Source organism: Psychrobacter sp., assembly GCF_030454045.1.
In the GTDB taxonomy this organism is placed as follows: domain Bacteria; phylum Pseudomonadota; class Gammaproteobacteria; order Pseudomonadales; family Moraxellaceae; genus Psychrobacter.
Genome location: NZ_JAKDJE010000052.1, coordinates 1 through 20,698 on the forward strand (window position 1 = coordinate 1; position 20,698 = coordinate 20,698).

Annotated in this window: 17 protein-coding genes; 7 read left to right on the forward strand and 10 right to left on the reverse strand. The window is 45.0% G+C overall.

Annotated features, from left to right (window positions below; all coding sequences use genetic code 11):
* Positions 1-442: 442 nt before the first annotated feature.
* The 5 genes from L0G63_RS09785 to L0G63_RS09805 all read right to left on the reverse strand — a co-directional run bounded on the left by L0G63_RS09785 (position 443) and on the right by L0G63_RS09805 (position 4,284).
* Positions 443-979, reverse strand: a complete 537-nt coding sequence (locus L0G63_RS09785; protein ID WP_301450481.1) for a YbjQ family protein — start codon at positions 977-979, stop codon at positions 443-445.
* Between the two features lie 78 nt (positions 980-1,057).
* Positions 1,058-1,492, reverse strand: a complete 435-nt coding sequence (locus tag L0G63_RS09790) for a YbjQ family protein (protein WP_301450482.1) — start codon at positions 1,490-1,492, stop codon at positions 1,058-1,060.
* Between the two features lie 109 nt (positions 1,493-1,601).
* Positions 1,602-2,159 (reverse strand): UPF0149 family protein, encoded by a 558-nt coding sequence (locus L0G63_RS09795; protein WP_058024449.1) that lies wholly within the window; start codon positions 2,157-2,159, stop codon positions 1,602-1,604.
* A gap of 248 nt (positions 2,160-2,407) precedes the next feature.
* Positions 2,408-2,635, reverse strand: a complete 228-nt coding sequence (locus tag L0G63_RS09800; RefSeq protein WP_301450483.1) for a PA3496 family putative envelope integrity protein — start codon at positions 2,633-2,635, stop codon at positions 2,408-2,410.
* A 185-nt stretch (positions 2,636-2,820) separates the two neighbouring features.
* Entirely contained in the window at positions 2,821-4,284 is a 1,464-nt protein-coding gene (locus tag L0G63_RS09805) for a hypothetical protein (protein ID WP_301450484.1), read from the reverse strand.
* A gap of 378 nt (positions 4,285-4,662) precedes the next feature.
* Here L0G63_RS09805 and serB point away from each other — a divergent pair, with 378 nt between their 5' ends.
* From serB to hemJ, 6 genes are all read left to right on the forward strand, one after another.
* Positions 4,663-5,853, forward strand: coding sequence for a phosphoserine phosphatase SerB (serB, locus tag L0G63_RS09810; RefSeq protein WP_301450485.1), 1,191 nt, complete (start codon positions 4,663-4,665; stop codon positions 5,851-5,853).
* Between the two features lie 202 nt (positions 5,854-6,055).
* Positions 6,056-7,051: a DUF368 domain-containing protein gene (locus L0G63_RS09815; RefSeq protein WP_301450486.1), complete on the forward strand. Its 996-nt coding sequence runs from the start codon at positions 6,056-6,058 to the stop codon at positions 7,049-7,051.
* 258 nt (positions 7,052-7,309) lie between these two features.
* The gene (gene aciT / locus L0G63_RS09820; RefSeq protein ID WP_301450487.1) at positions 7,310-7,702 is read left to right on the forward strand and encodes an AciT family ciprofloxacin tolerance protein; all 393 of its coding nucleotides are present in this window, start codon (positions 7,310-7,312) and stop codon (positions 7,700-7,702) included.
* A 189-nt stretch (positions 7,703-7,891) separates the two neighbouring features.
* Complete coding sequence (locus L0G63_RS09825) at positions 7,892-8,398, forward strand: SCP2 sterol-binding domain-containing protein (RefSeq protein ID WP_301450488.1); 507 nt, start codon at positions 7,892-7,894, stop codon at positions 8,396-8,398.
* Positions 8,399-8,699: 301 nt separating this feature from the next.
* The gene (gene bioB, locus L0G63_RS09830) at positions 8,700-9,854 is read left to right on the forward strand and encodes a biotin synthase BioB (protein ID WP_301450489.1); all 1,155 of its coding nucleotides are present in this window, start codon (positions 8,700-8,702) and stop codon (positions 9,852-9,854) included.
* A gap of 205 nt (positions 9,855-10,059) precedes the next feature.
* Positions 10,060-10,494 carry a protoporphyrinogen oxidase HemJ gene (gene hemJ, locus L0G63_RS09835; protein WP_301450490.1) on the forward strand — a complete coding sequence of 145 codons (435 nt, stop codon included), beginning with the start codon at positions 10,060-10,062 and terminating at the stop codon, positions 10,492-10,494.
* A 127-nt stretch (positions 10,495-10,621) separates the two neighbouring features.
* On the opposite strand, the gene L0G63_RS09840 is transcribed toward hemJ, so the two are convergent.
* From L0G63_RS09840 to L0G63_RS09860, 5 genes are all read right to left on the reverse strand, one after another.
* Positions 10,622-11,392, reverse strand: coding sequence for a hypothetical protein (locus L0G63_RS09840; RefSeq protein WP_301450491.1), 771 nt, complete (start codon positions 11,390-11,392; stop codon positions 10,622-10,624).
* Between the two features lie 264 nt (positions 11,393-11,656).
* Positions 11,657-12,148 (reverse strand): hypothetical protein, encoded by a 492-nt coding sequence (locus tag L0G63_RS09845; protein WP_301450492.1) that lies wholly within the window; start codon positions 12,146-12,148, stop codon positions 11,657-11,659.
* 119 nt (positions 12,149-12,267) lie between these two features.
* Positions 12,268-12,984, reverse strand: coding sequence for a ribonuclease PH (rph, locus tag L0G63_RS09850; protein WP_201602350.1), 717 nt, complete (start codon positions 12,982-12,984; stop codon positions 12,268-12,270).
* 180 nt (positions 12,985-13,164) lie between these two features.
* A complete protein-coding gene (locus tag L0G63_RS09855; protein ID WP_301450493.1) occupies positions 13,165-14,964 on the reverse strand; it encodes an AMP-binding protein in 1,800 nt (599 codons plus the stop codon).
* A 541-nt stretch (positions 14,965-15,505) separates the two neighbouring features.
* Positions 15,506-17,233 carry an AMP-binding protein gene (locus L0G63_RS09860; RefSeq protein ID WP_301450494.1) on the reverse strand — a complete coding sequence of 576 codons (1,728 nt, stop codon included), beginning with the start codon at positions 17,231-17,233 and terminating at the stop codon, positions 15,506-15,508.
* Positions 17,234-17,990: 757 nt separating this feature from the next.
* Between L0G63_RS09860 and parC the strand changes: the two genes are divergently transcribed.
* Positions 17,991-20,297, forward strand: a complete 2,307-nt coding sequence (parC, locus tag L0G63_RS09865; RefSeq protein WP_301450495.1) for a DNA topoisomerase IV subunit A — start codon at positions 17,991-17,993, stop codon at positions 20,295-20,297.
* Positions 20,298-20,698 lie beyond the last annotated feature (401 nt).

Below are 20,698 nucleotides of genomic sequence, written 5' to 3' on the forward strand. Positions count from 1 at the left end.
CGCCTAAAAAATAGTCGCTGTCAGTGCCATGGTCGAATGTTCAACACGCCCTAATGGGAATGACTTTTGAATTGACAAACGTGACTAACTCAACACCTTCCATAACTACATCCTTGTAGATAGCGCCCTTACATGGGCAGGTTTATGACAACTTCGTAATGCTCAATCAGCCAATCCTGCTGATATCTTGGGTAAAAGCCACCGACGTCGTCAGCGTTTTTGTACGGCAACGGTCGCACACTAGCGCAACGCATTGTCGCGGTAAAGCAATCTTTTTGGAGACATACCTATCAACATAAACCCAAAAAATGTTGAAACATTAAAAGTCAGTATATCGTTGTAAAAGTGTATGTATTTGATTTTTCCGACTACTCGTCAGTCAATTATGGATTTTTGTACTTGAGAAGTTGAATATTGTACTGTGATGAGCACAGAAGAGACGTTAGATAGCCCTGTGAGAGCGTTCAGAAGATAAAAATGCAGAAGAGGTATGAGTAGCAGCCTGAAGAGACAGATGATCGATACTCATGACGGCCGTACCATAAGCAATGGCTTCTACCATACTGCCCAGTTGATTGATATTAGTGACTTCTAGACGTACACCATAAATATGAGTGTAGCCTTTGGCTTTTGCTTGCGTACGCATACGGACGATTGCCTCACGGCGCGCGCGATCAAGCAGGGTCTCATAGGTTGTTAGGTTTTTGCCAAAAATGCTCAGTATGCGAGCAATGATCATCTTAAAGTAATCTTGAGCTATGACCACGCTGCCCAGTACCAGATCGCCCTCATTACCAGCTGCGAGCGTGGGACGATAAAAGCGCTCGCTTGAGACAGTGATATCCCCTAATGCCTGCTCTTCTATGCTGAGTTGAACCAAATGCTGACGCTCGTGACGCGACCCAAAAAACCAACCAGCAACGAACAGTAAGATAAATGGCCCGTAATTGATAAGCACTTGCGTAAGTGAGTCATTCATGGTGCGTTTCTCATCATAAAAAGCATTACGGTTTTTAGCATTGTGATTTTCAGTGCTACAGTTTTTAAAGCACTAAGATCAACCAAAAGGGTTAAAACGCGGTAAATCCTCTGGCGCAGTTTGGGCTTGAGGGTTTGGGTTCTGACTCGAGGAGTAGTGGCTATCGCTTGGTGGGTGCTGAAGTTGCTGCTGCGGCACAGCTTTGACCGCGGTCCCATAAACAAACAGCTCAGAAGCCCCTTGTGCAATACTAGAAGTAGAAAAACGCAGACCCACTATTGCATCAGCGCCCAATGCCTCAGCCTTGACCACCATACGATCGATCGCTTCTTGGCGCGACTCTTCTAGTAGCTCAGTGTAGGCGGTCAGCTCACCACCAACGATGTTTTTTAGCCCAGCAAACAAGTCTTTGCCCACATGCTTTGAGCGCACTGTACTGCCGTACACCACATCTAAGCGTTCGATAATTTGATAATTGGGTAGGTGTTCAAGATTGGAGAGTTGCACAGCCATAGTAAGACCTTATCGGTAACTTATTAAAGTATCTAAAAGAATGACCAGAGCGACTTAACGCAGCACCAATAAAAGACAGTACGGCTAGTCGCACTGTCTTTTAGAATGACTAGTCATTGGTATGAAACAATAAAAACAGCTCAGTCAAATTGCCTTCGATGCTATTGGCCATTTGCACCATCTTGTCTTCGTCGCGACGCATTGCTTCTAGCTCTGGATCTTCATCATCGATGCCACTTAATACAATCATTGGTAAGGTCAACACAGCCACGTCTTCTGCTGTCTCTTCGTCTTCAAACCAATCACTGGCTTCATCGCCATACATAGCATCAACAAAACCAATCGACCAAGCCACGATATCTGATTCATCTGAGAAATCAACCGCCACTTCTTCGTCACCAGCATCTTCACCAAATGGCAACTCAATCGGTGTCTCGTTTTTTAGCTCAGCCATGATCGAGTCGCGCCAGCGCTGAATACCATCAATGACGTTTTCTGGAATCTCACTCACATGACCCTCAAAAAGCGCGTCCATCCAGTTCGGTAATGGGCGACCAATGACCGTCGCTGTCAAAAACCCATGCGCAGCGACACTATCGAGCACGAACTGGCTCTCTTGGTTGTCCAAATAATCGAGCAGTTCATCAAAACTTAATTGGTTATTCATGGCTTAACAGTCCTTGAGAGATAGCCAACGTCAATCACAGTGATCGATCGGTTAAAGGCAAAAGGGTTTTAAAACAAAGGCTGCTTGAATAGTGAAAAACAAGCAGCCTTTACAACGTAAATATCATTCAATAGAGCGGGTTACACACGTTTATAAAAAGTAATAAACATCTGGCAACCTATATGACTGATTAGATGATGGTCAATCATTAGAGGACTTTAGTCAGCTTAGACAATGATGCCAATGAATTAAAAATCGTCGTCATCCCAATCATCACCATCTTCATCAAAATTGTCTATATCATCTTTTAATTCTTTAGCCAAACGCTTCTCTTCTAGCAAATTATCGATCAGTCGACGCTTCTCAAGACTACTTAAACGCGTACGTACACTTGTCTCAGCTTCTTCAACCATCTTTGCGTCATCATCGTCGACAAAATCATCATCAAAATCGTCGTCAATATCAGCGTCACTCATGACAAACTCCTATCATTTTTAGGCAAGGGTATTAAAAACACATCAATATATATATGCCTTATAAAGTCTCTATTGAATGTTGTCAATCCTTTTTCTTAATATGTCACATTTCAGCCTGAGTGCCAAGACTATGATACCAGTTATATAGTGGACAATTGTAGTATAAATGACCCATGTTAATACTGCTATGTCGCTGACTCATCTTCGTCTTCAATCATGAGCACGGCATTACGAACATCTGCCAAACGCTGAATCATCGAGTCGTTCCCGCCATCGAATATCGCACACTCGCGCTCATAGACAGTGGTTGGACGCATGATGCTATGGACCTGTACATGATTGCTGATTTGTTTGAGGCCGGCGGTCGGTAGTAGGATAAGCAGTTGCTCTTTTTTACCGATGCTTTCTAGTAGATGCGTCATGGGCTCTGATTGCGCCTCATCACTCACCCCAGCTTTGGCTGGTAGTGCAAAACGCGACAGCTCGATATGTTTGTCATGAATGATTTTGTTGAGCATCAAGTACAGCTTGGCAAGCATGACCCCAGCCAGTGCTACTTTGGCATGGCTGTTGTCCGCTTTTAGCACCACGCTTGCACCATCATCCTCAAAACGTGCTTCATTGGTCGCACTCACGCCCAGTAGCAATGGCTGCTTGAGTAGTTCGGTCACCGCTTGATTGAGCAGCTGCGTGCATAGCGCTAGATACGGCAAGCGCTGCGCTGGTGCAAGGCGCTCAAGCATATTGAACTCATCATGAAAGACGATCTGTACTCTCACGCTATCGACTGCACGCGTGGCAGACAACTTGGAGGTATGATGACCAGACTGCAAGTCACTGCGCGTCACACTGACACTATCCTCTTCAACGTTGTCAGCAGGCGTGGCAACGTGACTGCCTGTCTCGTCGCTGCTGCTTTGGTTTTGCTGTGTTCTTAGGTACTCATTGACTTCGTTATGTACATTGAACGGACGCGCCTGTGATGCATTGCCAGCTGTCTCGCTCTTGGCAGCCAAACCAGCCATCTGACTATCGCTTGGACTACCATCAGCTGGACTGCCAGTCGTGCGACGCTCAAGATCACGGCTGTAGCCGCGCTGATCGCCCTGATTATACTGCTCGCGATACAAGTCCTGAATATTACGGCTCAGCGCACTGATTTGCTCTTTGGTCGGACGAGCAAGATAACCATAGATTAACCACAGTAATAAATGCAGCAGCATCGTACCGATCACAAATGGCCACTGCATCGCAATGATTTCGCCTTTACTGACATCTTTTAATGTCAATGCAACGCTGCCAATCACCGCATCACCATTGGTGGCAATTTGACGAATCGTATCACCTTGCTGCATTGGCGCGTTGCCCACAGGCACCAAAATATCATCTTTATTGTCTTTAATCAGTATTCTTGTTACGTCCTGCTCGCTGGTATAGCGGTTAGCAATCACACTGAGACTGACACGGTCTTTGTTTTCTAAAGACAGCCTTGCTTCATCGATCAGCTGGGCGACCATTTGCTCGCCTTTTAACGCACGACTTTTACTCAGCTGCTGATCGGTACTGATGACCAATAACAATGTTTGTAAACAAAAACTAACCAGAAGAATAATGGCAAACAACCCTTGCCGCGGCGCTAAATACGTCATGATATGTTAAACTTTTTTGGAGAAAAGAAATTAAAAAACGAGACGGTCGCTCATTTTTTGGCTAATTTTAAAAATTGTCGTGCGCGCCTATCAATCGCGGTTCACTGAAAATATGACTCAGATAAATGCTGCTATTTTTGCCACAGCATTATTATCAAAGTGGTCCGTTTATCTCATCTACTATATCACCATAATAAGTCTTATAGCGTTAGTCGATTTATAAATTTATCATAATAACTTTGTTGCATTTCAGCAGATTTTAGGCGCTGATAAGCATTTTTGAACACCCATGATACTTTGCGCGTCATCTATAGGCGCTACTCAGTAAAACTGTTATTATTCCCAATCTTATATGAGCATACAAGGGACAATTGAGCCATGCCAAAAAATACATCTTATTCGTTACCAAAAGACAGCAAAGCATGGCAACAAGCCGTTGACTCTATTGCAGCATTATTACCTGATGATACCAACCTGCGAGATTTTGATGCGCTACAGTCGCTGCCTGTCTTTGCACTCATCGTCGTGCTACCAACCCAAGTATCCGCCATGGATATTCACCAATACGTTCAGTCTTGGGTCGATGAGCAGCCAAGTTGGCATTTGGTGACAGTCGCTGAAGATACAGATGCAAGCTTTGTCGATATTACGGTTTCTGATACAGAGCCGACAGCAGCAGATGCACAGCGTCTTCCTTTTACCAATGTTCAAGTGTACCGCTATCTGTTGGTACCTGTGACGGACACGCTGATGCACCCTGGCAAGAAGACCGCCGCCGCTCACATCATTGATGATCAGTTGACCACTCGTCTGCGCCATGACTTGTCTGAAGCATATAACCGCACACGCAGCGCCGATAGTACAGCCAACTTGGATATCGTCGACTGTCATATCCTATCTGTTGGTCATATGCTGCGTACTCACAAGCTTGCCTGCTTTGACATGGATTCAACGTTGATTGAACAAGAAGTCATCGTAGAGCTGGCAAAAACCGCGGGCATCGGTGAGCAAGTTGAAGCCATTACCGAAGCGGCGATGCGTGGTGAGATTGACTTTGACGAGTCATTCGCTCAGCGCGTGGCCTTATTACAAGGCACTTCTACCGATGTGCTCGATGATATTTGCAGCCGCTTGACGTTATCGATCGGTGCGCGCACCACGATCAGTGCTTTAAAAGCCTTGGGCTACCATACGGTACTGGTGTCTGGTGGCTTTACTTACTTTGCCCGCTATATCGCTGAGCAGTTAGGGATTGATGAGGTCCATGCCAATGTCTTAGACATCGACGAGGGAGAAGTTACCGGTCAGGTGCAGCTTCCTATTGTCAATGGTGCCAAAAAAGCCGCGATTGTCGAGCATACGGCTGAGCGCTTGGGCATCGAGATGTCGCAAGTGGTTTGTATCGGTGATGGGGCCAACGACTTATCTATGATGGCACTTGCCGATCTAGGTGTTGCCTATCATGCCAAACCCATCGTTCAGGCTCGGGCAGATGCAGCGGTCAATATGACGGGGCTTGAGGGGACATTATATGCGCTTGGTTATCCAGCATTTGCCTCTACTAAATAAGCGCATCATCCCTTAGATTTCCGATAAACGGGATTGATGTCTGTATCATTAATCCCGCTTTTATGCGTCAAATTTCTCTGTATCATCCTGACTTGTCTCGATACTTATATCGCTTTTTATAAGCCAATCTTAAATTCCTATTTTTAGTTATCCTCAAATAACAGATAACAAATAACAGATAACAAATAACAAAGGACTGTCCATGACGGCACCCCAATCTCCACGGCCACAGCAGCCGTCAGTAGCAGAGCCACTAGACCCAAACACTCCTCCCGTACGCACTGATAGCCCAAAGCAGCTGCTTGGTGTGTATATCAAAGGGATGGCAATGGGTGCTGCTGATATCGTACCTGGTGTCTCTGGTGGCACCATTGCATTGATTGCAGGGATTTATGAGCGCCTGATTAATGCACTCGGTAGTATCGGCCCTCACCTTTGGCAGATATTCCGACAAGAAGGCGGACTCAAAGGACTGATTGCGGTTTGGCGACAGGTTGATGCGACATTTTTATTATGTTTGATACTTGGTATCGCCACAAGTTTTGCTACGCTAGCTGGTATCATCAAGCATTTACTGGACAACCAACCTCTCCTCATTTGGTCGTTCTTTTTTGGACTGGTCATCGCAACGGTGTTTATCTTGTTAAGTGAGATCAAGCGCTGGAGTATAGGCCGAGCGACCTTATTCGCGGCTGGACTGATCGCAGCTGTCGTCATTAGCAATCTGCCACTGCTTGCCACCACTGCCAGCTTGCCATATTTGTTTTTTGCAGGGGCCATTGCGATTTGTGCCATGATATTGCCTGGGGTGTCAGGGTCTTTTATCTTGTTGCTGCTAGGGGCTTATGACACGGTATTAGAAGCCGTACACACCCTAAATTTTACAGTGCTCTTGACTGTGATGGCTGGTATGGCAACTGGGCTGCTACTGTTTACCCGCGCTCTAAAATGGTTGCTTGCTCGCTACTATCAAGCAACATTGGCCCTATTAACTGGCTTTATCGCAGGCTCATTGGTCAAGGTATGGCCATGGAAAGTAGATGCTTTAGGCACGCTTGATAGCGTGGCTGTGGAGAATGTCATGCCGTGGCACTACCCTACTGGCCCCCATTGGCTCATGACTTTAGGGTTGATGCTATTGGGTGCCATTCTAGTCTCTATGATCTCGTGGTGGGGTCGCCGTACCAATGCAGAATAACCGTTCACAGGTTTATATAAACACCTGATTAAAAATACTTTTTTATCTTATCACCTCCGTCTTCCTCCCTAAGTATAAGCGCCCTTTATTGCGGCGCTTATTTTATTATCTGGCAATCAAAAACCATCAAAACACACTAAAAAATCAAACGTCAACGGTTGTCGCAAAGTCGCCTAACCCCTCTTTAGCTTTGGGCAGCAACCTCTCATAATAGCTTTATTGGAATTCACCTTATGAATAGCGAGATGAATGATGGCAATGACGATTTTTTCTTTTATTGGTGCAGAGACATGGAGCAGTGCAGCATGGCTTGGTTATGGCTCACTCATAGGTATGGTCGTGGCACTTGCTTTTTCATCGCAGCGTTGGCTGTTGCTATATCTGTTTGGTGGTATGGCCTACTGGCTTGTCGTTGAGATGATCCAGAATATTTTGGCAGGTCGTTCGATGCTGTCTGCGCTTTCGGAATGGCACCGTTATGTCATCGCGATGGGTATCAGCTGGTTACCATTGGTAGGCTGGGTGCTATATCGGGCATTACGCTATGAGGATGTCAGTCATTCGGTCAGTCAGCAGCGTGAGCTACAAGCCGCTCGCTATGTCGAACATACCCCGGTTTATGATGACGATTACAAGCCGCGCTTTCATTAATGATCATTTATGAATTTTTGTACCCCACCAACACCAGTGACATCGAATGTTACAAGATACTTAACGCTCTCTACTTAACTCCTAAAGAGTTGAAACCTACCAGTGGTTTATAATCTAGTGATGTATTTATTATAAAAACTGGTATAAAGTACGATTTATTTTTATGCCCCATTCTTTAGGAGTTCCACTATGTTTACTATCCCTGTATTAGATATCAAGTCTGACCCATTAGATGCGCTGCTAGCCGTGGTTGGCTATCGTCTGTCTATGCTCGCTGATAGCGACAACGAAGACGTCAAAGCACTTTTTGCCGATCGCAATGTTACTATCGAATTTGCCAGTACCGAATCTGATATCGCACGTGCTTTTCACTTTGATAATGGACAATTTAGTCAACAAAGTGGCCATGCAAAAGACGCAGACCTGACCATCACTTTTAAAGACTCTATGACGGGCGTCAAGCTGTTGACCAAAGGCAGCTTGCCGGCGTTTATGACAGCCGTTCAAGAAGGCAATCTAAGCATTGAGGGTGATTATAGCCTCATGATGTGGTTCAACAAACTTGCAAAACACATCGTGCCTGCCGTTCCAGAAGAGTACAAACCTTATCTTCAAAAAGCGAAGCCTTATGCTTATAAAGCACAGAAATTCGCTGAGCATTGGGTTGGTGTTGCAAAGCATAAGATGGGTAAGTAATAAGTAAATAGTTACTCGATCTATCTCAACGATGCATCGAGGGATATTCACTGATAAATTAGACTCAGATAGACAGTCATTATAAATAGACAGTCACCATAAATAGAAACTCATTATGAATAGATAGTTACTATTGATGTGCGCTACTGTGACATTTATACGTACTCTCTAGCAGGGTTCTGATTTTCTAAAAAGGTTGCGGTATACTATACAGCAACCTTTTTTATTATCTTATAAATGACAATAGACAAGCCTATTGACTTTACTTGATACCATTTTATTTTATAAAAGGATTTACCTTATGGCAGGATTGCTTAGCATCTCTGAACCAAACGCCGATAGCCAATCTGATCTATTGGGTCAGCAAAACGCCTCAAATAATGGCTTTTTGGCCAGTCTTGCAACAGATGCCACCAAAACTGACAACCAACATGCGACTCGCTATAGCCGTGATGACATTGCTCAATTGTTTGATTTGCCGCTCATGGACTTATTGCTAAAAGCACAGACCATTCATAGAGAGCATTTTAATGCCAATGAAGTACAAATCAGCACCTTATTGTCTATCAAGACTGGTAACTGTCCTGAGGATTGTGGCTATTGCTCACAATCAGGTCATCACCGCGATACCACAAAACTACAAGCAGAAAAACGCATAGAAGTAGATAAAGTCATTGCCGCAGCCAAGCGTGCCAAGGCGACAGGCTCATCACGCTTCTGTATGGGTGCGGCGTGGAAGCATCCGAGCGCCAAAGATATGCCCTATGTGGTTGAGCTTATCAAAGAAGTCAAAGCGTTGGGACTTGAGACTTGCATGACGCTAGGTATGCTCGATACCAATCAGGCGACGCAACTGGCGGATGCAGGGCTTGATTATTATAATCATAACCTAGATACCTCGCGCAGCTACTATGAGCAAATCGTCAGCACGCGTAGCTATGATGAGCGTTTGGACACACTAGAAAACGTACGCAACTCTGGTATCAATGTCTGTAGCGGCAATATAGTTGGTATGGGTGAGAGCCGTGACGACCGTATCGATTGGGTACATGAGCTGCTAAAAATGCCGAAAGCGCCTGAATCAATCCCTGTCAACCTATTGGTGCCTATTGCAGGTACACCAATTGGCGATAAAGTATTGGCAGAGGGGCAACTGCCCGTGCTTGAGTGGATTCGTACCATCGCTGTGACTCGTATTTGCTGCCCGACCAGCTATGTGCGTCTCTCTGCTGGTCGTGAGAGCCTATCAGACTCCGAGCAAGCTTTGGCATTTATGGCAGGTGCCAATTCATTCTTTTATGGCGACAAGCTATTGACCACTGGCAATGCCAGTCAGTCTAGTGACAATAGACTGATGCGTGAGCTGGGTTTGACAGCGCAGTTTGCAGCGCCCAGACAAGTGCCTGTCAAAGATGCCATGAGTGGCCATCAGTCGCAGGTGGTATTGGTAGATTAGGTCGCGTTTTCCTCTGTATTATGGGACAACCGACGCTCAGCCAAAAAAACGAGTCGTCTACATCACAGTATACTTAGAATATGATTGGCAAAATACGACTGGCAAAACGAGGTCAACAAGCCATACCCAGTAAAACGGGTATGGTGTTTTTCATAGTACCAATCGTGTATTGGTTATTGATATAAGCGAAGTAAGAGACAGTATCATGGCAGATTATTTTAACTGGATTAAAGCGGCGCACATCATCTCAATGGTTTGCTGGTTTGCGGCGATATTTTATTTACCACGCCTATTTGTCTATCATGCGATGAGCGAGGATAGTATCAGCCATGAGCGCTTTGCCATTATGGAGCGCAAGCTGTATCGCGGGATTATGACGCCCTCGATGATTGCGACATGGATCTTCGGTCTATGGATGCTCGGCCTTGGCTGGGATGTCTACAAAACTCAAGGCTGGCTACACGTCAAACTACTGCTCGTCGTGTTGCTATCAGGCTATCATGGTGCTTGCGGTTTTTATCGCAAAAAACTGATCGACAATCCGCACTATAAATCTCATAAATTTTGGCGCTGGTTTAATGAAGTGCCTGTTTTTGCCTTGGTCATTATTGTGATTTTGGTGGTGGTCAAACCATTCTAGAATCCCGTCACCACACTTATTTCAGTCACCCACATCATGATTGATGAGCCATCACTCAAAAGCGTCCATCACTAATCAAAGTGATGGACGCTTTTTTATGGACCGCTTTGTTATTAAATATGAGAGATCAAACACTAGGGCGCATGATTTGATAGACATTGCTCAAATCATAAACACGATAACGCGCCGGCTCACGGCGGTTTTCACCAGCATAACTGAGTATCAAGGCCTGCTTGGCATGCTCATCGACCCAGCCAACAAACAGTCCACTGTGCTCGACACCATTGTAGCTGTGATTGATATAATAGAGCCAGTCACCTGTCTCAATGTCGCTACTATTGGCATAAGGGCCTTGCGCATACGTCCCTTTATGAATGGTATTACGCGAAACCCCTGCCCGATTGAATACTGCGTTGAGATAATCCCAGCAGCCACCTTTGATAATCGTGCGCTCATTAAGAGCCATTTTACGTGCGACGCTCACGACCTCACGCGCCGCCATACTGCTCTGCGTCTCAGCACTACTCAGTAGTGGCAAATACTCGCTATCGACGTTGTCATAGTTCCCTGATAAGAACGCTGGCAATGCCGTAGGTGCCTGACGCTGCATTTCAGGATAACGATAAGTGGTACTTAACGCTGGCTGATTGCCATAACTGCTCATGCTATCATTGCTATATGAGGGTGAGCGAGCGCGTTGAATAGTAGATTGTGTACTGACTTTGACAGAAGGCGCTGCTAGGTAGGAAGAGGCATAGCTTGTACTAGCATAAGACTGAGCGGATTTTTGCGCAATCAGTGCGCTCATACTATCTGCATGGGTGTGTGCTGCGATACTACCTGTAAACATAAACAAACTGCACGACGCTGCGACTGACGATATAGACAAACGCGACATGACTAACTCCTGATCAACAAAGGCTCAATGACAGTACAGAGGATGATAAAGATTGAATTCTATAATCCTACTTATAAACCATTTAGGCCTGAATCTGCAAGAACTATTCAATGATGATGAGCGATGATCGGTATGAAATGAGTGATAAGCGGTGGTGAAAAAGAGAGTATATAAAAGGGGTTTAGTAGAATGAAAATGGTCGCATTGGGGCTGAGCTTGATAAAAACGATGGTTCATAGCGCAAGCGATTGGCTAATGATACCTTTAGTTACTGCTCATCTTGATATTGACGTGACGCTTGGTTAGTGCCTGACCTTCTAGTATCGCCTTGGTCACTGTGGCTTCTTGGGCACCTTCAAAACCCGTAATATGATATTTTTGAGTATTATTGCTATCGACAATCTGCAGCCCATCACCGATAAGCACAACTTTATCGTCGTCAGTCAAATGAATATGTTCACGTTTGCCAAGATTATCATGGACCAGCTCGCCTGCTCGTACCCACAATGTACCCGTATGGATTAGGCCACTCATGGCTTTTTTTTGCTTTTGACGCTTTTGATTAAAAATAAAACTGCCGATGATCAGCAGTGCCAACGCGCCAATTGCCAGCCGCTCAGACAATAGACTCATTGCCATAGCAACTGCCACCGCCCCTATCAGTAATGCAGATCCAAACCAAAACATACCGTTGTCAGCATTATTCGGCTGACCCTGTAAGGTGATTTTGGCGCCATCATCAGTCAGCTTGAGCATGCATTGTTACCTATTGCGAAATGTAAAAAGTGTTTTTTATGAAAAAACTGCCTATCAGAGACTAACAGGCAGTTATTAAAACTAAAAATAAAGACAGCAAGTTTTATCTAAATACCAGACTACCAGCCAAGTGCAGTCTGCTGCATTTTAATCAATTCAGCAATGCCTGTTTCAGCCAATGACAGCATAGCGTCTGCTTGAGCGCGAGTGAACGGCTTTTCTTCTGCGGTACCTTGTAATTCAATGAACTCGCCTTTTTGAGTCATGACGACGTTGAGATCCGTGTCACAGCTAGAATCTTCTTCGTAGTTCAGATCCAGATAAGCTTCACCATCTTTCATACCAACAGAAACCGCAGCAACCAATCCAATCAGCGGATCAGCTTTGAGTTTTTTGCTCTTTTGGATAGTTTCTAACGCATCAATCAGCGCAATTGCCGCACCTGTGATACTGGCCGTACGAGTGCCGCCATCCGCTTGCAATACATCACAATCAAGATAGATGGTGTTTTCACCAAGCTTACTTAGATCAATCATGGCGCGCAAGCTACGACCGATCAAACGCTGGATTTCTTGAGTGCGACCCGATTGCTTACCACGTGCCGCTTCACGCTGATTGCGAGTATTGGTCGCACGAGGCAACATACCATATTCAGCGGTTATCCAGCCCTTGCCTTTGCCTTTGAGCCAGCGCGGCACACCAGACTCTACACTGGCCGTACATAATACTTTGGTATCGCCAAAACTGACCAATACTGACCCTTCAGCATGCTTAGTATAGTGGCGCTCAAAGCTGATAGAGCGAAGTTGGTCAAGTTCACGATTGTCAATACGCATAAAAGTTCCTAGTACGATGTTATAAAAGCAGTGTCATAAAATATACTGTCGGTGGCTCATGAGCCAAACGATCGCTATTTGGCAGACTAAAATCTTGAGATATCCTAACGTGACAGCGGCGCAATAGCAAGATTTCACCTGCTATTGCGCCATCCGCTAGCATCTATTGAACCGTAAAAACTATTCTAACCCTTCCATCTTACGCAATTCTTTACGCAGGATTTTGCCAACGTTCGACTTTGGTAATTCATCGACGAACTGTATGTGACGTGGGCGCTTATAGCCCGTTAATTGTTTTTTGCCGTACTCAAGCAGCTCTTTTTCGGTAACATTGCCTTTTTTGACCACAAATAGCTTGGGTTCTTCACCGCGCTCGTCATTAGGCACACCAATAGCACCGCACTCTACTACGTCTGGATGCTCGCTCATGGCCTCTTCGATCTCGTTGGGATAGACGTTAAAACCAGAGACCAAAATCATGTCTTTTTTGCGATCGACGATTTTGATAAAGCCTTTTTCGTCCATGATACCGATATCACCTGTTTTTAAGTGACCACTCGCGGTAAAAGACTCAGCCGTTTCTTTGGGACGGTTCTGATAACCAATCATGACTTGTGGGCCTTTGACACAGATCTCACCGCGATCACCCAACGCGACGACGTTTTCTTCTTCATCAATCAATACGACATCAGTGCTAGACGCAGGAATACCAATCTTGCCAGTAAACTCTGCAATGGTCATTGGGTTAAAGGCGACAATAGGCGATGTCTCAGATAGGCCATAACCCTCAACGATAGGCAGACCTGTGATTTTATGCCACTCTTTGGCCACACTTGGCAATACTGACATACCGCCGCCAATAGAAGCTTTTAGATTAGAGAAGTCTAAGTCTGCAAAACCTTCTTTGTGTACCAAGCCATTAAACAGCGTATTCACGGCTGGGATAAATGAAGGTTTGTATTTTCCCATCTCCTTGATAAGACCATCGAGATCTCGTGGATTTGGGATAAGAAGGCCAGTATACCCTTGGTACATACTGCATATACCGCACACCATAAATGAGAATACGTGATACAGCGGCAGTGCCGTCAAAATGACATCTCTACTATCGACATCATCCTCGAATGCACTCGTCATCAGTGCACTGACCTGTAGCATATTGGCAATCAAGTTGCCATGAGACAGCATGGCGCCTTTGGCAACGCCTGTTGTACCGCCTGTATATTGTAGTAATGCCACATCACCCAAGTTCAATTCAGGACGCTCATAGTGATTGGCAGAGACGGCACCCAAGGCATCTTTGAAGCTCACACTACCTGAAATTCTATAAGGTGGAATCATTTTTTTGACATGACGGGCGACAAGGTTTACCACTGTCCCTTTGATCGTGCCTAGCATATCGCCAATCTTACACACAACCACATGCTCAACCTGACCTTTGTCTTCTGCATCTTGGTAAGTTTTTGCAAAATTCTCAACGATGAATAAGGCTTTGGCACCACTATCATGTAGCTGATGAGACAGCTCACGGCTGGTATATAAAGGGTTTACATTGACAAGGATCATACCTGCACGAATCACGCCTAGAGCCACGATTGGATACTGTAGGAGGTTTGGCATCATGACCCCAACTTTGTCTCCTTTGATTAGCCCAATTGACTGCAAATAACTGGCAATTTGGCGACTATATAGATCCAATTGCTTAAAGCTGATGGACGAGCCCATGCAGATATAGGCAGTTTTTTGACCATATCGACTAAAGTTGCGGTCAAACACATCAAGTAAAGAGGTATTGTCCTCTGGCATCTCAATCGTAGCATCGATACTATAGCGCTCATAAGCACTCAGCCATGGACTGTCACTGGCAATGGTCGGCATGGTGGGAAATGCATGGTCTTGATAATTGTATTCGGCTGCATCGTCTTTGCCACTAGTTGCCGCGTTATTAGTGGTTGTCTCTTTATTGATTTCGTCCGTCATAATTTTCCCTAAATATTACTGTTAAAAACATAAAATACTTTATATATAAATATCGTTTTTTGTTGATTGGTGACAAGATAGGTTTGTGAACCAGCAGCTATCATCACGGTTTGGTTATTTATATTCTTTGTCAGACAAATAGCTATAGTAAACGCCTATTAAATCAGCTTATAACTCAAAAAAAGCCATCGCCCATTTATAATAATCGCTTGGTGAGTCATATTGAGTAAAATCAACACTCTGTTATCCATAAACGCAAAAATAGCTCAGTCAGCACTATAGCAGTTTTACTCAAAATTCTCTATCTATACCATTTTGGCTGATGGTTTATGGCTTATAGGGATTATAAAGACAAAAAATGATAAGGCAGCACCTAAGCAGCCTTATCATTTTGGTCACGACAGTCTAAAAAACTACCCACTCAGCGTATTTATTGCCAGTGCGCACAGCTCACATAGACACTTTTAAATGGTCAGTGATATCGCTCATCAGTCATATCACTAATCAATCGTACCACTGTCTAGACGTGGACATTCACAGATTAACCATGGTTCTTTTCTTCAAGCGCTCGTAGGTCTTTACGTAAGATTTTACCAACGTTAGATTTTGGTAGCTCGTCAATAAATTCAACATAGCGAGGACGTTTGTAGCCAGTTAGGTTTTCTTTGCCATACTCAGTGACTTCCTCTGCGGACAGACTGGCGTCACTACGTACCACATAAATTTTGGGCACTTCACCACTCTTCTCATCATCAATGCCAATAACCCCGCATTCCAAAATTTTTGGATGGGTGGACATCGCGTCTTCTACTTCATTTGGATACACGTTGAAGCCTGAGACCAAAATCATGTCTTTTTTGCGATCGACAATTCTAAAGTAGCCGTTTTCATCCATGATACCGATATCGCCTGTGCGGAAATAACCGTCAGACGTCATAACCTCAGCAGTCGCGTCATCACGCTTCCAGTAGCCTTTCATTACCTGCGGACCACGAACACTGATCTCACCGCGCTCACCCAAGTCTACCTCATTACCTGCTTCATCCAAGATCGCAACATCGGTGCCAGGTACCGGTAGACCAATCGTACCATCGAAAACGGTGCTACCCATGGGGGTGGCAGTGGCCACAGGTGCCGTCTCAGATAAGCCATAGCCTTGCGAGATGACGTTGCCCGTCACTTGCTGCCATTGCTCAGCCGTTGAGCCAAGTACTGCCATACCACCGCCCATTGAAGAGACCAGCTTACTATGATCCAAAGACTTGAACTCTGCGTTATTGGCTAAGGCGGTGAACAACGTATTCACTGCTGGAAAAAATGCGGGTGGATAGTCTTTATATGCTTTGATCAAACTTGGTAGATCACGTGGGTTTGGTACTAGCAGCCCGATGCAACCACGGTATAGGCCAAACATACCACAAACGGTAAATGAGAAAATATGATATAGCGGCAGTGCCGTCATGATAACGGGTTGCTCATTTTTTCTTTCAAACTCATCGAACTCATCGCCCAATAGCATGTTGCACTGAATTAGGTTCGCAATCAGGTTACCGTGCGTCAGCATGGCACCTTTCGCCACCCCCGTCGTACCGCCCGTATATTGAAGTACAGCAACATCATCGAGACCGATATTATTAGGACGCTTGTAATTTTTGGTAGAAGCGCTGCTCAAAACTTTTTTGAATTTAACACTGCCTTGGATATTGTAGTCAGGCACCATTTTTTTGACATGGCGTACCACAGCATTGACAATAAAACCTTTGAGCGGACTCATCATGTCACCCATCGAGGCGATCACGACATGATCAACAAGATCGACACCGATGTCTTCGTACGTTTTCGCAAAATTTTCAAGCAAAATGAGCGCTTTGGTGTCTGAGTCTTTTAACTGATGTGAGAGCTCTTTGGTAGTATACAGTGGGTTCACATTGACCAGCGTCATGCCAGCCCGTAACACCCCTAATACAGCAACTGGTAGCTGCAAAATATTGGGCATCATGACCGCGACTTTATCGCCTTTTTGCAATCCTAATGACTGAAGATAGGCGGCAACTTGTTTACTATAGAGATCTAATTGTTCATAAGACAGCTTAACATCCATACAAACAAACGCGGTTTTGCCTGCATGATTGATGAAGTTTTGCTCAATGATGTCGATCAATGAAGTGTTGGCTGTTGGCATCTCGATATCAGATTGAATGCCAAGTTTTTCATACGTTTTGAGCCATACTTTGTCATTGCGACGAGTCAGGTTACCTTGATTTTCCATAATCTTTTTTCTCCTAGTAATAATACATTACTGTCAACTCATGCAAATCACAGTGTGATAAATATACGAACAATCAAAGCGCAGGCTTGCCACCATGATGGTGAGCGTGGCTGTGATATTATCGTAAAGTGCTGAGTGAACAATATAGTGGTAAATAGCCCTTTGTTCCTTAACATACACACTTTACATAGACTACTCAATATAAAAGATTGCTACACCAGTTCTCAAACTGGCTTGACGACTGCTATTTTTATTAATATCAGTCGCTTATACGGATGGGAGTCGACCATACCACTCAAATCTGCCCACTGTTTTCCTGTTATTTTAACCATTTTATTGACAGGATAATTAGGGTTTGGCACGGGCAATCAATGGCGTCAGCAAATTCAGTTGGAATAATAACGTAATGGCAAATACTGTCTATATCGCGGCTTGGCGTCGCTGTCAGCATCCTTCTGACTGGCTCGCCACTGCCATGACAACTATGTATTAAAAAAATAAAAACAAATGTTAGGTTTGCTATGCTTAACTTTATATCCAAAAGCTATGTATGAGCACACAATATGCCGTACCTATAAAAGCACGTCATGAGCTGTCGTATATTCTGATATACGTCTTTTTAATTAGGCCAATATCCTTTACGATAGCACTATCTTATTTTTCAGTGAGTGCCGTACCGACTAAAGAGCGTACCGCGCTTCATGCATATATAATGCACCACGATACTAATTAAAAACTCATAAGCGAAGTCTATTTTATGTCCGATGTTATTGACCCTACTGTTGCCGCACTCCTCCCGAATGAGCCGATGGATACTCGCTCAGTGGCAGAATTTACTGAGCAGGCCTATCTCAATTATGCCATGTACGTCATCATGGATCGGGCACTCCCCAATATCGCTGACGGCCTAAAGCCTGTACAGCGCCGTATCGTCTATGCCATGAGCGAGCTTGGTCTCAAGTCCTCTGCCAAAGCCAAAAAATCTGCGCGTACGGTCGGTGATGTACTCGGTAAATATCACCCACATGGCGACAGCGCGTGTTATGAAGCCATGGTTTTGATGGCACAGCCGTTCAGCTATCGTTATCCACTCATCACAGGTCAAGGGAACTGGGGTAGCCCTGACGATCCCAAATCCTTTGCGGCCATGCGTTATACCGAAGCCAAAATGTCGGCTTATGCCAATACGTTGCTTGCAGAGTTAGGACAGGGCACGGTTGATTGGCAAGACAACTTTGATGGTACATTGCAGGAGCCAACCACCCTGCCCGCTCGCCTGCCTAATATTTTATTAAACGGTACCACAGGTATCGCGGTCGGTATGGCAACCGATATTCCGCCGCATAACCTCAATGAAGTGGTACGTGCTGCTATTCGTCTACTAAAAAATCCAGATCTATCAGTCAAGCAGCTGACCCAATCGATACCAGCGCCAGATTTGCCAACGCCAGCTGAAATCATCACGACCAAAAAAGACTTGCAAGCGATGTATGAGACTGGACGCGGTAGCTATAAGATGCGTGCAACCTTTCATATCGATAGTAAAGAAAAAAATCTGGTCATCATTGATGCACTACCCTACCAAGTGTCAGGTAACAAAATCCAAGAGCAAATCGCCAAGCTCATGACGGATAAAAAACTGCCTTGGATTACCGATATTCATGATGAATCAGATCATGAGAACGCTTGTCGTATCGTATTAGAATTGCGCTCAACGCGCGTCGATGTCGATCGCGTTATGAGCCATCTGTTTGCCAGCACCGATCTTGAGAGCAACTACCGCATCAATATGAATATGATTGGCCTCAATGGTAAACCGCAGGTCAAAAATCTAAAAGAAGTGTTGGAAGAATGGCTCATTTGTCGCCGCTCAGTGGTGACTCGCCGCTTGCAATATCGCCTCGACAAAATCGATAAACGCTTGCACATTCTCCAAGGCTTGCTAATTGCGTATCTCAATATTGATGAAGTGATACGTATCATTCGTGAAGAAGACGACCCAAAAGCGACCTTGATGCAGGACTATGACCTGACAGATATTCAGGCCAATGCTATTTTGGACATTCGTTTGCGCCAGTTGGCAAAGCTAGAAGAGATTGAGTTGCGCCGTGAGCAAGACGAGTTGGCTGCTGAACGTGCCAGCATTCAGGATTACTTGGACAACCCAGACAGTCTGACTAACCTTATGATCGATGAGCTCACCGCCGATATGAAAGAGCACGGCAATGAGCGCGTGTCGCCGCTAGCAGAACGTGAAGAAGCACAAGCATTAAAAGAGTCAGACCTCGTACCGAGCGAGCCGGTCACCGCTATCCTATCGAAAGCGGGCTGGATTCGCGCGGCCAAAGGTCATGATGTTGATGCCGCTGGTATGAGCTATCGCTCAGGTGACAGTTATCAGGCGCATGTACGCGGTAAATCCAATGAAAAAATCTATGTGCTCGACAGCACTGGACGCAGCTATAGTATTGATGCGCACAACCTTGCCTCCGCTCGTGGTCAAGGCGACCCGCTGACCAGTGTGTTAAAACCACCAGCAGGTGCCAGCTTTGAGCAACTATTGACTGGTGCTGACGATCAACGCATCATTCTTGCCAGCTCGCAAGGTTATGGCTTTATCAACACCCTTGGTAATTTAGACAGCAATCAAAAGGCAGGCAAGAATGTCATTAACCTCGCTGCCGATAGTCGCCTGCTGTCTGTCGCTCGTATCGACGCGCCAGTAAAAATGGCGAATAACACTGACGACGAGACCACCAAGTTAGAGATAACGCCTGACCATGTCGCAGTGGTAACCAATGCCGGATATCTACTGATATTTACCCTTGACGACTTGCCTGAGCAGGCTCGCGGTAAAGGAAACAAACTGATCAAGTTAAAAGATGGCGAAGAGGTACTTGCTATCACTCCACTGAGTCAACAAAACAGCCTCGTCATTACTGCTGGCAAACGCCATGTGACTCTCAAGCCGAATGATTTGGCTAACTATACGGGCACGCGTGGCAATCGCGGCGGACAGTTGCCAAGAGGCTTTCAGAACGTAACGAGTGTTAAGGTTGGGTAGTTTTGGTCTCTCAAGTTTGATCAAGCTAGATTAAAACCCAGCTATCACGCATCAAAAAGCCGCCTACACAAACGTATAGGCGGCTTTTTGGTACTAATAAAGGTTTGTATTACCAAGAACAAAAATTTGTACTACAGCAGAAAAATGTCTGACCATATTTGAATATTAAAACTAAGAGCCACCGAAACTATAAACGATTAAAAGTAGAGTGAAAAACACAGTTGTAGCGAACAGATACGCTCCATTTACATATCGTTAAGCAGTTCATCTGTGAACAGCGCATCCATAAAGCTTATGATGCGATCTTTTGTCGTAAGATAGGGATTGAAGTCAGTACCTGCCGAAAAGAGACCATCCCGAATTCTGTGTAACTGCCATTTAGATTAAATGCTTGCTGATAC

What these genes read in the sequence shown, in the direction of transcription:
- L0G63_RS09785 (WP_301450481.1), bottom strand. Translation starts at nt 979, where the DNA reads ATGAATGACTCACTTACGCAAGTGCTTATCAATTACGGGCCATTTATC.
- L0G63_RS09790 (WP_301450482.1), bottom strand. Translation starts at nt 1,492, where the DNA reads ATGGCTGTGCAACTCTCCAATCTTGAACACCTACCCAATTATCAAATT.
- L0G63_RS09795 (WP_058024449.1), bottom strand. Translation starts at nt 2,159, where the DNA reads ATGAATAACCAATTAAGTTTTGATGAACTGCTCGATTATTTGGACAAC.
- L0G63_RS09800 (WP_301450483.1), bottom strand. Translation starts at nt 2,635, where the DNA reads ATGAGTGACGCTGATATTGACGACGATTTTGATGATGATTTTGTCGAC.
- L0G63_RS09805 (WP_301450484.1), bottom strand. Translation starts at nt 4,284, where the DNA reads ATGACGTATTTAGCGCCGCGGCAAGGGTTGTTTGCCATTATTCTTCTG.
- serB (WP_301450485.1), top strand. Translation starts at nt 4,663, where the DNA reads ATGCCAAAAAATACATCTTATTCGTTACCAAAAGACAGCAAAGCATGG.
- L0G63_RS09815 (WP_301450486.1), top strand. Translation starts at nt 6,056, where the DNA reads ATGACGGCACCCCAATCTCCACGGCCACAGCAGCCGTCAGTAGCAGAG.
- aciT (WP_301450487.1), top strand. Translation starts at nt 7,310, where the DNA reads ATGACGATTTTTTCTTTTATTGGTGCAGAGACATGGAGCAGTGCAGCA.
- L0G63_RS09825 (WP_301450488.1), top strand. Translation starts at nt 7,892, where the DNA reads ATGTTTACTATCCCTGTATTAGATATCAAGTCTGACCCATTAGATGCG.
- bioB (WP_301450489.1), top strand. Translation starts at nt 8,700, where the DNA reads ATGGCAGGATTGCTTAGCATCTCTGAACCAAACGCCGATAGCCAATCT.
- hemJ (WP_301450490.1), top strand. Translation starts at nt 10,060, where the DNA reads ATGGCAGATTATTTTAACTGGATTAAAGCGGCGCACATCATCTCAATG.
- L0G63_RS09840 (WP_301450491.1), bottom strand. Translation starts at nt 11,392, where the DNA reads ATGTCGCGTTTGTCTATATCGTCAGTCGCAGCGTCGTGCAGTTTGTTT.
- L0G63_RS09845 (WP_301450492.1), bottom strand. Translation starts at nt 12,148, where the DNA reads ATGCTCAAGCTGACTGATGATGGCGCCAAAATCACCTTACAGGGTCAG.
- rph (WP_201602350.1), bottom strand. Translation starts at nt 12,984, where the DNA reads ATGCGTATTGACAATCGTGAACTTGACCAACTTCGCTCTATCAGCTTT.
- L0G63_RS09855 (WP_301450493.1), bottom strand. Translation starts at nt 14,964, where the DNA reads ATGACGGACGAAATCAATAAAGAGACAACCACTAATAACGCGGCAACT.
- L0G63_RS09860 (WP_301450494.1), bottom strand. Translation starts at nt 17,233, where the DNA reads ATGGAAAATCAAGGTAACCTGACTCGTCGCAATGACAAAGTATGGCTC.
- parC (WP_301450495.1), top strand. Translation starts at nt 17,991, where the DNA reads ATGTCCGATGTTATTGACCCTACTGTTGCCGCACTCCTCCCGAATGAG.